The organism is Desulfoprunum benzoelyticum (genome assembly GCF_014201505.1).
GTDB classification, from domain to species: domain Bacteria; phylum Desulfobacterota; class Desulfobulbia; order Desulfobulbales; family Desulfocapsaceae; genus Desulfoprunum; species Desulfoprunum benzoelyticum.
Genome location: NZ_JACHEO010000010.1, coordinates 55,152 through 68,362, shown reverse-complemented (window position 1 = coordinate 68,362; position 13,211 = coordinate 55,152). Strand labels below are relative to the sequence as shown.

Genomic DNA, 13,211 nt, shown 5'->3' with positions numbered 1-13,211 from the left:
GAGCAGCATGGATGTTCAAAGAGGCTGAAGCGGTGACGAGATTGATACATGGCGGAGAACCGGACCTTGTTGAGATCAAGACCGCGTTGGGCAAACTATCGGCGGAGGTTGCCGCCACGCTGACCGAGATCAGGCAGAGGCTGATAGAGCAACGGCAGGCGGCGGCGGAGTGATGGCGAGGGACCGGGGGCACGTTGCATCTCTGACGCCGACAACGCTGGCGACCGATCCCCAGCCCGAACGACAACGCATGCTGCAAAATCCTACCAAAACGAGGTGAAAAATATGTCCAAACGAAAGACCGCCCCTGCAAACAGCATTTCCGAACAGGGAAAACTTTTCCGGGCCGCAGTCCGGGCATTACCGGAACCGCCGGAAGATCTCCGAGAGAGCGACTTGCACTTCTGGAATTCGATTATCCTTTCAAAACGTTCTGATGCCTGGAGCGCGACAGATTTGATTTTTGCCGGGATTCTTGCGCGGACAATGGCCGATATTCGATCCCTGCAAGGCGATATTCGTAAAGAGGGTGACATAGTAGACGGCAAGAAAAATGCCAGGCATGACTTGCTCGACATGTTTGTCAGGCGATCTTTGGCTATCTCCCGGTTAATCCAGGTTCACTCATTGGCGACAAGCGGTCGAAGCGGCGACCAGGCGCGGAAGAACAGCCTAGCACGCGAGGCCCGCGACACCGACGGCGATGATGATCTTATTCCCGGAACTCGTGTCCAGTAGTCACCGCCCTCGAATTATGGCTATGTCCATATCGGGCACAGCCAAAACCCCCAAACAAACATGAGGTATCGAAAATGAAGAAACTGACCGATTACAAGGAATGGACCGAAGCCGAGGCCAAACTCAACGAGCTGAAGACCGAGCGCGACCGGATCGAGGCGGAGCTTACCGAGCTTTACAGCAGGAGCAAACCTTCCGGAGTCGATAAACTGACCGCCGCCGCCGAAATCCTGTTGTCTGGAGGTCAGGCAGTTGCACCGACCGGCGAAGGCTACGAAAAGCGGCTCAACGAACTTCACGGGCGCAAGCGGGTTGTTCTGAAGGCCGTTGAGATCCACGAGCGAGCGATGAAGGATCTTCGAGCCAAGCTGTCCGCCGAAATCTGCCGAGAGCTGAAACCGCAGTATCGAAAAATCGTTCAGCGGGTTGCTGATGCGGCGATGGCCTTGGATGCGGCAATGCAGGCGGAGAAGGATTTCCGCGACCAGCTCTTTCAGGCGGACATCGCCTATGCGGGCCACCTGGTCCCGACAGTTTTTCACGGTGTGGGAACGCTGGATGACGACAACAGCCGTATCAGTCAATTTTTCCAAGAGGCCAGGTCAGCTGGCTATCTTTCTTCAATTCAATAGAGGTGAAATCATGAAAACAGCAGCGGATGGTCTACAACGCAGAGGTGAAATTTTTGGAGCTGGACAGGCCAGGGTTGAGCGGATCAGAGAGCGGCGGAAGGCTGCACTTGCGGAGACCGAGGCACGGATTGAGGTTTTAGAACTGCGGGCGCGATTGCTCAAAAATCAGATTCTACATGGATGAGGTGAATCATGAAAGAATTCGCGAACGGATCACGAACCCCGCCCTCCTATGACCGCAACGCTATTCCAAGCGACGCGATCCAAAAAAACCCGGACCTCTTCAAAAGCCGTGATGGTCGTTTTGTTTGGTACCGAGGGCAGAAGTTCCCGTGTGTCGGGCGGGTCAGTACGCAGAAGGCAGACTGGCGTCTCGACATCCTCCGCAGGCGGCAGAGGCTTAACGAGTTGATGATGGAGTAACACCCTGCACCGCCCTGGAGGGCAAAGCAGGACCAAGGCCGGGGCGGAGAGATCTGCTACCGGCCTTTTTTGTGCCCGGCGGATTGAAGAGGCTATGGGGAATAGGCAAGGGCAGAGGACGGAACTTCTGCAACACGTTGCAGAAGTGGATTCCGGAAATACCCGCGACCTAGCCGCCGAAGCCGTAGGATGGAGCGGAACTCCGGCCTTTTCTATTTCTGGCGACCGGCGGCGACCACCCACCCGAACCCCACCATTGCACACACATTGCACACTGGCACACGAAACAGGCTGAAATAAGCAGCAGGATAGCCTTATTTTGAGCGTTTGCCGTTTACACGATCAACAGGTAAGCATATCACGCATAATCGACGCTACAGGGACAGGTCAGTCACGCCGATGAGATGCCCGCAGATTTGCGGAGTCATGCCGAGACGTCCCCAAAAATGGGGAGGTTGCCGAACTGGGCGCAAACTTGGGCTCAGTGTTGAGCTGACAGCAAAGTTGCGTTTAGTGACCAGTGCAAACTTGCGCCCGTTGCCGCCCGTGCCCGTGACCTCTACGACCGGCAGGCGCGGGAGAGGATGATAGCCACGCAGAACAACGCCGCTGCAAAAGCAGCCCCGGTAAATTTACCGGAGCAGGTCAAAGGCGATTCCCGAGACCTGGCAGGCAAGGCGCTGGGGGTTCTTGCCGACAAGATCAACGAGACTGCGGCTCCGGGGGATCGGGTCAGCGGGGTTGCGTTGCGTCAAAGAGTGATCGGAAGCACGACAGAGAAAAATCTATGTGTTCGTAACGAACAAATAGAACAACCGGATGGAGCAGAAGACAGCGAACAATCAACGGGGACCAAGAAGGAGGTGGCGAACAAGGTGGGAACCCGCTCAAGACTGAGCCGGTTACACCTGACCACGATCATGGACGGCGGCGGAGGGATGGTAAAATACCTGTCCATCACCTCAAAAAGGTGGACAAAAGGTGGACAAACTGAATTTTCCCGACCTATCGGAAAAGAAAATATTAGAAAATTTGCTGTAATTTCAATGGTCGGGGCGGAGTGATTCGAACACTCGACCTCCTGCTCCCAAGGCAGGCGCGCTAACCAGGCTGCGCTACGCCCCGACTGTCAAAAGAAAGGCCCGATTGAAAAATCGGGCCTTGAAAAATTCTGGCTCCCCGGGACGGATTCGAACCGCCGACAAGGTGGTTAACAGCCACCCGCTCTACCGACTGAGCTACCGAGGATTATGGACACCCTTCCAATGCCGCTGATTTTTCGACAAACTTTGTTGCGTCTATCGTTCGTGCCGCGGCTCTCTCATCGGCAAGGCGTCATTTGTGGAGGCGACTCTACACCAGTAGCGGCGGGGCTGTCAACGGTTTTTTCGCCTTCAGCCGGGTCTCGACCGCCACCCCGCCCCTCTTCCACCGATCGCTCGGCGACCCTGGCCAACACGTATCGGTTGACTGTCGTCATCTCTTCCGGATTACGGTTCGATCCAGGTTCATAACCCCCGGGTCTTCTCCCAGTACTGAGCTTCAAACGGCCACTCCTGCCGGCAGTACAGCATCAACTGCCGCATCCTTTCCTTGAACTGGGCCTTGCGCTCCGCGATCTCGGGCGATGCAATCTGATTTTGCCAGTCATGGACCAGTTTGCGCCCGAGGGACCGGGCATTCTCCACTATTTCCGGAGTGAATTCATAGTTGGGCAACTCTCCCATGTTGGCCCAGACCGAACCGACCGGGGTGATGCCGGTGGCGATCAGGAACTGGTTCATATACTCGGCGACGGGCTCTTCGTCGCCGCCTCCCGATGTCACCACCGCGGCCCCGTACCTGCCTTCGAAGCCAAGGCAATGAACGACGCCGCAGCATCGATCCATAAAGGCCTTCAGCTGGGCGCTGACGCTGAAAATGTAGTTGGGACTGGCCAGAACGACACCGTCGCTGGCGATGATTTTCGCCTTCAGGTCTTCAAAATCATCCTTCTGCGGGCAGATCCCCTTCTTGTGACAGACATCACAGCCCTTGCATGGCTTGATGGTCCCGCCCGGGAGCGCAATTGTTTCATACGTGGCGCCTTCCGCCTCCGCTCCCTTCAATACCTCCACCATCAAACGACCGGTATTTCCTTTTATCTTTCGAGGACTTCCAACAATGCCGATTATTTTCATACCTTGCAAATCTCCTTTTTTGACTTCGATCCCAACAATTGCCCGGATCCCATTAGCTACATTGTAGCAGCAACCGCTACCGGGTTCACGCGATTTTCATTGGCAACGGCCGGAAATCCCCTGCTCAGCCGGCAAAGCCTCTGATCTGCCTGAACGGCTCGGGATAGAGCAAAAATTGTCTTGAGGGCCTGGAGATGAATCGAGTAGTATCAATAAATGGTTAAGAAACCGAGTAAATCTCAAACTGAATGAGGATCGGACCTATGCGACAGACTGCAAGAGATATCATGGTTACGGAATTCAGCACTATCAACCACCATGCATCGGTAACCGAGGCCGTCAGGTTGATATACAACGGCAAGGTCAGGGAAACCGGCTATAAAACGATCTGTGTCATGGTGACGAATGATTTCGGCGATCTTGTCGGCGTTCTCTCAATGTTCGATATTCTTTACCATATACGACCGCCTTTTTTGAACTACCTGGGAGACAGCGTCCAGATCGGGATACAGGAGCTCGAGTCCTATGTCAACCGGTTCAAGGAACTGACCGTCGAGCAGGTAATGAATACTCCGGTCAAGTATGTCCTGCCGGACACCGATATCATGAAAGTCGTCGACCGGATGGTCAAGGACAAATGTCGCAGACTGCCCGTCGTCACAGGCAGCAAGGTTATCGGCATTGTCTATCTCTCTGAAGTGTACTGTCATATATGCAAAAACTGGCTGGATATCGACCTGACCGCGTAGTCGGCCGGATCCTTCCGATACCGGGGAACTTGTTCTGATACAGCGACAGGATCGCGGCAACATCCCGGGAAAGACAGTGTACGGCAGCAAATCCGCTAACGGCTCTATTGAAACTCCGGTAGAGATCGGAATAAAAACGAATACTCCATGGTTGCATCGCCATGAAGGCGTTCATTCCGTGCCGGGAAGATTACCTGAAGCTTGTGAACGAAGCCGATGTCTGCAACTGAACGATAGACACGAATCCTGGGAGACAGCGCCATGATAGTAGCTCTGGGGTCAGACCACGCCGGATATGTGCTCAAGGAGGAACTGAAAAGATTTCTCGCCGCCCGAGGGTGCGAAACCCTGGATTTCGGGACCGATTCCGGAGAGTCCGTTGACTATCCCGATTTTATCATTCCCGCGGCGGAAGCCGTTGCCGATGGAAGGGCACACTGCGGAATAGTCATCGGCGGCAGCGGCAATGGCGAGGCCATTGCCGCGAACAAGGTCGAAGGGATCCGCTGCGCTCTGTGCTGGAATACGGAGGCGGCGAGATTGGCGAAACAGCATAACAATGCCAATATGATCGCGCTGGGGGCGAGATTGATTGCACCGGATGCCGCAACCGGGATTGTCGCCACATGGCTGGATGCTGAATTTGAGGCCGGCAGACATGTCGCCAGGATCGCAAAGATTGCCCGGTTCGAGCGCGGCGAAACGCGCTGACATCGATCACCGACCGCCTTCAGGTTTTCTTCATCCTCGTTTTTCCGGCTGAACTCCCGAGGATGATTCGAGATATTTCCCTTTGATCGACGACGGCGGCGACACCGGCAGCCCCGGCCCAGCCGTTGCCGTCCCGGTCCGAAGCGGCATCGCCGTACCGTTATTGCCCTGCTTTCACTGCCGATCGATGGCGAACGGGTTCCAGCTCTGGCAGACCGGCATGACCTCGACCCGGTTGATGTTGACATGGGCCGGCCGGCAGGCGACCCAGTGGACGATCTCGGCGATATCGACGGCGGTCAGCGGCTCGGTGCCGGCATAGACCGCATCGGCCTTGTCCTTGTCGCCTCCGAAGCGGACCACCGAAAATTCGGTCTCGGCCAGCCCCGGCTCGATGTTGGTGACCCTGACGCCGGTGCCATGGAGATCGCAGCGCAGGTTGTTGGAAAACTGGCCGACGAAGGCCTTGGTCGCCCCATAGGCGTTGCCGCCGGGATACGGCCAGGTTCCGGCGATCGAGCCGGTATTGACGATGTGCCCCCGCTTGCGCGCCACCATTCCCGGCAGGAGGAGGCGGGTCATGTACAGCAGCCCCTTGATATTGGTGTCGACCATGACCTCCCAGTCGCCGAGGTCGGCGGTCTGAGCCGGATTGAGGCCGAGGGCCAGGCCGGCGTTGTTGACCAGGACATCGACTGCCCGAAAATTCTCGGGCAGGGCCGCCACCATCTTCTCCACCTCGGCCAGCTGCCGGACGTCGAAACAGGCGCAATGAACCGGAACACCGCTCAGCTGCTGCGCCAGTTGCCCCAGCCTCTCCTCTCTCCTGCCGCAGAGCACCAGCTGCCAGCCGGCGCCGGCGAACAGCTCGGCGCAGGCCCGGCCGAAACCGGAGGTCGCCCCGGTAATGACGATCGTTTTTGCCATCAGTTGTCTCCCTTTGAACGTTGTTCGGCGCAGATCCGGTTGACGATCGCCGCCGCCCCGATCATCTGCCGGTCCTGTTGATAGAAATGGGGCGCCAGCCGCAGGTAGCCGGCCGGCCCGGTCATCACCACTCCGGCGGTGGCGAGTTGCTGCATGATGGTCCCCAGATCGCCGTCGACCTCGAGGGCGACGATGCCCGACCGGTTGCCCGCGGCAAACCGCAGCGGTCGGACCAGCACCGGGTCGCAGTGGGCGAGAAAGACCTCCTGCAGGCGGAAGACCTCGTCGCGGATCGCCGCGATGTCGTAGCGGAGGAAGACCTCCTCCAGCACGGCGTTGAGGCCGGCGGCATGGTCCCAGGCCACGGTCGAATATTCGAACAGCCGCCCATCGTCATGGGGGTTCCAGCGATGATCGAGGTAGTCGAGACCCTGCCGCATCATCCCGGGACCGGTCATGACCGGCTGCAGTTTGCGACGGAAATCACTGCTGGTGTAGAGCAGGCCGCTGGCCCATGGCCCCATCAGCCATTTCCAACCGGACGCGGCGAGGGCGGCGATATGGCAATCCTCCGGCCGGACCGGCAGGCAGCCGAGGCTCTGGGCGCAGTCGACCACCAGGTCGATCCCCCGTTCCCGACAGAAACTCCCGAGAAGCCGGAGATCGGCGGCGTAGCCGGAGGAGAACTGGACGTGGCTGACGGCGACGACCCGGGTTCGCGCCGTCACCCGCGCCTCGAGCTCCTCCAGCGACCAGCCCCGCGGCCGGTCGCCGGGAGCGGGACGGCCGAGCGGGTCGCGGTCGGCGAGGAGGATCAGCTCGACCCCGCGCCGGCCCTGCAGGGCCCAGGGATAGTGGTTGCTCGGGTATTCGTGGACATAGCTGACGACCTGATCGCCGGGGGCGAAGGGATAGCCGTTGGCCACCATCGACAGGGCCTCGGCGGTGTTGTGAACGAAGGAGACGTCGGCGGCGGGGCAGCCGAGCAGCCGGCCGGCGTTGGCGTGCAGGCGCGGCAGGATGTCGAGGTGATTCTTCAGGCCGCCCACCCCGTGGACGGCGATATCGTCGGTAAAGTCGCGGATGGCCCGGGCTGCCGGGCGATACAGCGGGGAAACGGAGCAGTGGCCGAGAAAGATCGGCTCGTCCGGCTCGGGAAAAAGATCCGGCGTACCGGGCAACATGGGCACCTCCCCGTGGCGGGATTGGAGACAGTGATTACTGCTTCAGAATTGCAGCGATTTTCGACGACACCTGCACTATAGAGGCGGCATAACTGTTGGTCAAGCCCTTCTTCGACGATCCCGGGTTGGCCGGGCCGGGGGCTGTCCCCCTGGAGTTCAAAAGATTACGCAGCGGATGGAGGCCCCTGATCGAAGAGGCGCCGAGGTACGGCAAAAAGAGAGAAACACCGGCGAGGCGCCGCGGAAGCGCGGCGAGCGTCTTCCGGGCCGGTCAGCGACTGTGAAAATATTCCTTCACATAGATGATATGCTCGCGCATGGCCTCAAAGGCCTTTTCCGGTTCACGGTTGCGGATACATTCGAATACCGACCGATGATGATTGAGAATGTCCGCCAGCGATCCGGGATCGTCATACATATGGGTGAGGTTTTTTTTGATACCAACAAAGAGGAAGTCGTAAAAATTCCGCATCAGGTGGATCAGCACGGGATTCTTGGTGGCAAATGTAACCGCCATGTGGAAGGCGGTGTCCGACCCGATGCCGATCCTCTCGGTTTCCTGGAGATCCGTCTCCATTTCGATAAGACATTTCTCCATCGCCAGCAGATCGGTCTGGCCGGCCCGTTTCGCCGCCAGAAAGGCGGAATTGCATTCAAGCCCCATGCGGACCTCGAGGAGGTCGTCGATGCTCGCCTCCTCGATCGACATCGAAATCCCGAGAGAGCCGCTACGCTGGCCGTCCGGCAGGCTGACAAAGGTCCCCTGCCCCTGCCGGTGTTCGAGCAGGCCCATACCCACCATCTTTTCTATGGCGTTCCTGACGGACGTTCGACTGACCGACATCGAGTCGGCCAGTTCCCTCTCCGGCGGTATCTGCTGGCCCGGCTTGAACTCGCCTTTATAGATGAGTTCCCGTATCTGTTCAAAGACCTGGTCGGATATTCGCTTTGGTTTGATCGGCTTGAGTACCATAGTCAGAGAGTGTGGAATATGCCGTCAGGCCCCGGGAGGAGACGGTTTGACAGGGTTTTCCGGAATCGATCCGGCGTTTTTGCCATATCATACGGGTAACTGATATTCAAACTGCTTAATGTTACGGAAATTTCGCAAAAGGTGCAATAAAAAACCATCAGGATTCAACATGATTTGCCGATCTGGCTGCCGCCGGGTCGAAAAATCATGCCTAACCATTTCTCCCGGTGCAGATCACGATGACACAAAACCGGATCGAATCGCGTCCGGCAATGACGGACATGCTTTTGTCGGGCCCCGGGCTTGCCAGACAAAGGGACATGATATAGACTGTTTCAGTACTTTTGACACCCAAAAAATCCGGACATTACGCATCTCTGCTGAATTCTATCGGCACGTCACGAGAGGACCGACACCGTTATGCTAGAAAATCTCTTTTTCCCGGAAAACGTTGCCGTCATCGGCGCCTCCAGGCAGCCGGGCAAGGTGGGCCACGATATTCTCGCCAATCTGGTCAAAGACGGCTTTGCCGGCGACATCATCCCCGTCAACCCCGCCGGCGGCACCCTCTTTGATCTCAAGGTCTACCCGAGTCTCAGGGAATACCCCGGCACCGTCGACCAGGCCATCGTCGCGGTCCCCAAACCGCACGTGCTGTCGACGGTCAAGGATGCCCTCGCCAAAGGCGCCAGAAATGTCATCATGATCACCGCCGGCTTCAAGGAGACCGGGAGCGAAGGGGCCGAACTCGAGGCCGAGCTGACCGATCTCTGCCGCCGCAACGGCGCCCGGCTGGTCGGCCCCAACTGCCTCGGCCTGCTCAACACCGGAAACAGACTCAACAGCTCGTTCGCCGGCTCTCTTCCCAGGACGGGCCGGATCGGCGTCTTCTCCCAGTCCGGTGCCCTCTGCACCTCGATCCTCGACCTCGCCGAAGGCCGCAATCTCGGCCTGTCGAAGCTGATCAGCATCGGCAACAAGGCCGATATCAACGAGAACCACATGCTGGAATATTTCGCCGGCGATCCCGATACCGACGTCATCGTCGGCTACCTCGAAAACATCGTCGCCGGCGATTCCTTTATCAAGACCGCCACCGACACCTGCTCGATCAAGCCGGTGATCATCCTCAAATCGGGCACCAGCAAGGCCGGGCAGAAGGCGGCCGCCAGCCACACCGGCGTCCTGGCCGGGGCCGACACCGCCTACGGCGCCGCCTTCAAGCGCTCCGGCGTCATCCGCGCCGACACCTTCGAGGCCCTCTTCGACTACGCCACCGCCCTGTCGATGCAGCCCCTGCCCAAGGGTGACCGGGTCCTGATCATCACCAATGCCGGCGGCCCCGGCACCATGGCGGCGGATGCGGTCGAACATGCCGGCATGACCGTCGCCGAACTCGAGACCAACACCGCGACCTCGCTTCGGGAAAAACTGCCGGCCGCCGCCTCCGTCGGCAACCCGGTCGACGTCCTCGGCGACGCCCCGCCCGAGCGCTATGCCGATGCGCTCTTGGCGGCCCAGAGCGACGACTCGGTCGATGCGGTCATCGTCATCCTCACCCCCCAGGCGATGACCGACCCCAGAGAGACGGCCCGGCGCATCGCCCGCTCGATCGACGGCAGCAAACCGGTCCTCGCCTCGTTCATGGGCGGCAAGGAGGTCCTGCCCGGCCGCCAGGAACTGACGGCCGCCAGCCTCCCCGACTACGAGTCGCCGGAGCGGGCGGTGGCCGCCCTGAAGGTCATGTACCAGTACGCCACCTGGAAGAACCGGCCGCCGCGGGTCGTCACCCGTTTCCGGGTCAACCGCCGCCGCGCCTCCCGCATCATCGGCCGCAACATCAGCAACGGCATCTTCCAGCTCAACGAGAGCAAGGCCAAGAAGATTCTCGACGCCTACGGCTTCAACATCCTGCCGGGCCGACTCATCACCTCGGCCGAGGAGGCGATGGAATACGCCCGCGGCATCGGCTTCCCGGTGGCGATGAAGATCGTCTCCCAGGACATCGTCCACAAGAGCGACATGGGCGGGGTCAAGCTCCACCTCGCGACCGTGCAGCAGGTGCGCGACGCCTTCGACCTGATGATGATGCGCATCCTCCAGCAGGTGCCGAACGCCAGGATCGAAGGGGTCTATCTCGAGAAGATGGCCGATCCCGGCCTGGAGATCATCCTCGGCATGAGCCGCGATCCCCAGTTCGGGCCGATGCTGATGTTCGGTCTCGGCGGCATCTTCGTCGAGGTCATGAAGGACGTCACCTTCCACCTCGCCCCGATCACCCAGGAGGAGGCGATCCAGATGCTCAAATCGACCCGTTCCTACGGCATCCTCGAAGGCAAGCGGGGGCAGAAGGGGGTCGATATCCCGGCGATCGCCACCGGCCTGCAGCGGATCAGCCAGTTGACGACCGATTTTCCCCAGATCACCGAACTCGACATCAACCCCTTCATCGTCGGCGACATCGGCACCGACCCGGTCGTCGCCGACGCCAGGATCACCCTGGCCCGACCGCTTGAGAACAAGCGGGGCTGAGCGGCCACGAGGGCGAACTGCAAAAAATCATCTACCAAGGTGCAACGATATGGAGTTTGACAGCAACTGGCAGGAACGGTATGCGGCGATGGTGCGCAGCCCGCAGAAGGCGCTCAAGGAGATCCGCTCCGGACAGCGGGTCTTCATCGGCACCGGCTGCGGCGAACCGACGGAGTTGGTCAAGGCCCTGACCGCCAGGGCCGGCGAGCTCTCCGACGTCGAGATCATCCAGCTCTTCACCAAGGGCGACGCCTCCTATGCCCGGAAGAAATACGCCGACTGTTTCCGGCTCAATTCCTTCTTCATCGGCCAGAACGTCCGCGACATGATCCAGGAGGGGCTGGGCAGCTACACCCCGATCTTCCTGTCGAACATCCCCCACCTCTTCAACACCGGCCTGCTGCCGCTCGACGTGGCCCTGATCCAGACCACGCCGCCGAACAGGCACGGCAAGGTCAGCCTCGGGATCTCCGTCGATATCGTCAAGAGCGCGGTCGAGAACGCCTCGCTGATCATCGCCCAGGTCAACCCGCAGATGCCCTGGACCCGGGGCGACAGCGTCATCGATATCTACGACATCGATATCCTGGTGCCGGCCGACGTCCCGCTGATCGAACGGGAGGATGATTCGACGCATGAGATCAGCCGGATGATCGGCCGCAATATCGCCACCCTCGTCCCCGACGGGGCGACGATCCAGTTCGGTCTCGGCCGGATGCAGGGGCTCGGCCGCCTGCCCCATGCGACGATGGAATTCCTCAAGGACAAGAAGGACCTCGGCATCCACAGTGAGATGATCACCGACTCGATCCTTCACCTGATCCGCTCCGGCGCCGTCAACGGCGCACGCAAGTCGAGCGACCGCGGCCGGATCGTCGCCAGTTTCTGCATGGGGACGAAGGAGCTGTACGATGCCGTCAACGACAACCCCCTGTTCTGCTTCCGTCCGACCGAATACGTCAACGATTTCCGGGTCATCAGCCAGCAGACGAAGATGGTGGCGATCAACATGGCCCAGGAGATCGACCTCACCGGCCAGATCTGCTCCGATTCCCAGGCCGGGATGCTCTATTCCGGGATCGGCGGCCTCGTCGATTTCAACCGCGGCGCCACCGTCAGCAAGGAGGGCAAGAGCATCGTCGCCCTGCCCTCGACCAGCCTCGACGGCAGCCGCTCCAACATCATGACCCAGCTCAGCCCCGGCTCCGGGGTCTCGATCACCCGCGGCGCCGTCTCCTACGTCGTCACCGAATACGGCGTCGCCTATCTCTACGGCAAGAGCGTGCAGGAGCGGGTCATGGCCCTGATCGCGATCGCCCATCCGAAATTCCGCGAGCAGCTGTTCCGGGAGGCCATCGAGGCCCACTACATCCGGCCCGACATGGCCCGGGTCGGCGACAAAATCATCCTCCCCACCGACGAGACGATGCGCACCGTGCTGCTGCTCGAGGACGGCACCCAGATGACGATCCGCTCGATCCAGCCGACCGACGAGCCGCTGATGCGCGACCTGGTCTACACCCTGTCGCGGGAGACCATCTACTACCGCTTCATGAGCAGCCAGGTGGCCTTCAGCCATCGCCAGATCCAGGATTTCGTCTACGTCGACCACCGCAAGGACGTGGCGATCGTCGGCACCGTCCCCGAGGCCCACGGCGAGGATATCGTCGCCGTCGGCCGCTACTACCTCGACGAAAAAACCAACCGGGCCGAGGTCGCCTTCGTCGTCCGCGACGACTGGCAGGGCCGACGCATCGGCTCCTTCCTGTTCAAACACCTGACCGACCTGGCCAAGCGCAACGGCATCGCCGGCTTCACCGCCGAGGTCCTGCGCGACAACATCCGCATGCAGACGATCTTCAACCACTCCGGCCACAGGGTCCAGACCCGGCTGGTCGAGGGGGTCTACAGCTTCGTCATCGATTTCTGACCGTCCGCCGCCGCATCGCCGCCCCTCGCCGGCGATGCGGCACACCGCCCGCCAACGCTCCGTCCCTTGCCAACCGACCCAACCCGCCCCGCAGGTCCGGGGCCTGAAAATCGGGAAATGGCGGGGAGCGGAGAGAACTGTTTGCTTTTCCGCAAATCCTCCTTACTATAGTTGGCTTAACCGGAAACGATGCGGGGAGCGGCCGTGCTGCGCCCTGCGGCCAGGTTTCGAG

14 protein-coding genes and 2 tRNA genes are annotated in these 13,211 nt (G+C 60.0%); 10 read left to right on the top strand and 6 right to left on the bottom strand.

Translation table 11 applies throughout. The annotated features are described in order from the left end of the window. Positions 1 to 11 precede the first annotated feature (11 nt). From HNQ81_RS09770 to HNQ81_RS09745, 6 genes are all read left to right on the top strand, one after another. On the top strand, positions 12 to 173 hold the full coding sequence (locus HNQ81_RS09770; RefSeq protein WP_183350831.1) for a hypothetical protein: 162 nt from the start codon (positions 12 to 14) through the stop codon (positions 171 to 173). Positions 174 to 285: 112 nt separating this feature from the next. Beyond that, entirely contained in the window at positions 286 to 738 is a 453-nt protein-coding gene (locus HNQ81_RS09765; protein WP_183350829.1) for a TerS protein, read from the top strand. A gap of 74 nt (positions 739 to 812) precedes the next feature. Beyond that, a complete protein-coding gene (locus HNQ81_RS09760; RefSeq protein ID WP_183350827.1) occupies positions 813 to 1,370 on the top strand; it encodes a hypothetical protein in 558 nt (185 codons plus the stop codon). A 10-nt stretch (positions 1,371 to 1,380) separates the two neighbouring features. After that, positions 1,381 to 1,554: a hypothetical protein gene (locus tag HNQ81_RS09755; protein WP_183350824.1), complete on the top strand. Its 174-nt coding sequence runs from the start codon at positions 1,381 to 1,383 to the stop codon at positions 1,552 to 1,554. A gap of 8 nt (positions 1,555 to 1,562) precedes the next feature. Continuing rightward, the gene (locus HNQ81_RS09750; RefSeq protein WP_183350822.1) at positions 1,563 to 1,793 is read left to right on the top strand and encodes a hypothetical protein; all 231 of its coding nucleotides are present in this window, start codon (positions 1,563 to 1,565) and stop codon (positions 1,791 to 1,793) included. Positions 1,794 to 2,377: 584 nt separating this feature from the next. Continuing rightward, positions 2,378 to 2,857 (top strand): hypothetical protein, encoded by a 480-nt coding sequence (locus HNQ81_RS09745; protein WP_183350820.1) that lies wholly within the window; start codon positions 2,378 to 2,380, stop codon positions 2,855 to 2,857. Here the strand turns inward: HNQ81_RS09745 and HNQ81_RS09740 are convergent. The 3 genes from HNQ81_RS09740 to HNQ81_RS09730 form a co-directional block, all read right to left on the bottom strand. Then, a tRNA-Pro gene (locus tag HNQ81_RS09740) sits at positions 2,841 to 2,918 on the bottom strand. The two genes, HNQ81_RS09745 and HNQ81_RS09740, sit on opposite strands and share 17 nt — an antisense overlap. Before the next feature lie 47 nt (positions 2,919 to 2,965). After that, positions 2,966 to 3,041, bottom strand: a tRNA-Asn gene (locus tag HNQ81_RS09735). 260 nt (positions 3,042 to 3,301) lie between these two features. Further along, complete coding sequence (locus HNQ81_RS09730) at positions 3,302 to 3,973, bottom strand: flavodoxin family protein (protein ID WP_183350818.1); 672 nt, start codon at positions 3,971 to 3,973, stop codon at positions 3,302 to 3,304. 287 nt (positions 3,974 to 4,260) lie between these two features. On the opposite strand from HNQ81_RS09730, the gene HNQ81_RS09725 reads away from it, so the two are divergent. Together HNQ81_RS09725 and rpiB are read left to right on the top strand one after the other, a co-directional pair. Continuing rightward, positions 4,261 to 4,722 (top strand): CBS domain-containing protein, encoded by a 462-nt coding sequence (locus tag HNQ81_RS09725; RefSeq protein ID WP_183350816.1) that lies wholly within the window; start codon positions 4,261 to 4,263, stop codon positions 4,720 to 4,722. 261 nt (positions 4,723 to 4,983) lie between these two features. Further along, complete coding sequence (rpiB, locus tag HNQ81_RS09720; protein WP_183350814.1) at positions 4,984 to 5,433, top strand: ribose 5-phosphate isomerase B; 450 nt, start codon at positions 4,984 to 4,986, stop codon at positions 5,431 to 5,433. A 174-nt stretch (positions 5,434 to 5,607) separates the two neighbouring features. Here the strand turns inward: rpiB and HNQ81_RS09715 are convergent, their stop codons facing one another. The 3 genes from HNQ81_RS09715 to HNQ81_RS09705 all read right to left on the bottom strand — a co-directional run bounded on the left by HNQ81_RS09715 (position 5,608) and on the right by HNQ81_RS09705 (position 8,517). Further along, positions 5,608 to 6,360: an SDR family oxidoreductase gene (locus HNQ81_RS09715; RefSeq protein WP_183350812.1), complete on the bottom strand. Its 753-nt coding sequence runs from the start codon at positions 6,358 to 6,360 to the stop codon at positions 5,608 to 5,610. After that, the gene (locus tag HNQ81_RS09710; protein WP_183350810.1) at positions 6,360 to 7,544 is read right to left on the bottom strand and encodes an aminotransferase class V-fold PLP-dependent enzyme; all 1,185 of its coding nucleotides are present in this window, start codon (positions 7,542 to 7,544) and stop codon (positions 6,360 to 6,362) included. Before HNQ81_RS09710 ends, HNQ81_RS09715 begins: the two co-directional genes overlap by 1 nt. A 271-nt stretch (positions 7,545 to 7,815) precedes the next feature. Continuing rightward, positions 7,816 to 8,517 carry a FadR/GntR family transcriptional regulator gene (locus HNQ81_RS09705; RefSeq protein WP_240191637.1) on the bottom strand — a complete coding sequence of 234 codons (702 nt, stop codon included), beginning with the start codon at positions 8,515 to 8,517 and terminating at the stop codon, positions 7,816 to 7,818. 420 nt (positions 8,518 to 8,937) lie between these two features. Here HNQ81_RS09705 and HNQ81_RS09700 point away from each other — a divergent pair, with 420 nt between their 5' ends. Further along, positions 8,938 to 11,049 (top strand): acetate--CoA ligase family protein, encoded by a 2,112-nt coding sequence (locus HNQ81_RS09700; RefSeq protein ID WP_183350808.1) that lies wholly within the window; start codon positions 8,938 to 8,940, stop codon positions 11,047 to 11,049. A gap of 49 nt (positions 11,050 to 11,098) precedes the next feature. Beyond that, on the top strand, positions 11,099 to 12,979 hold the full coding sequence (locus tag HNQ81_RS09695; RefSeq protein WP_183350806.1) for a bifunctional acetyl-CoA hydrolase/transferase family protein/GNAT family N-acetyltransferase: 1,881 nt from the start codon (positions 11,099 to 11,101) through the stop codon (positions 12,977 to 12,979). Positions 12,980 to 13,211: the final 232 nt, after the last annotated feature.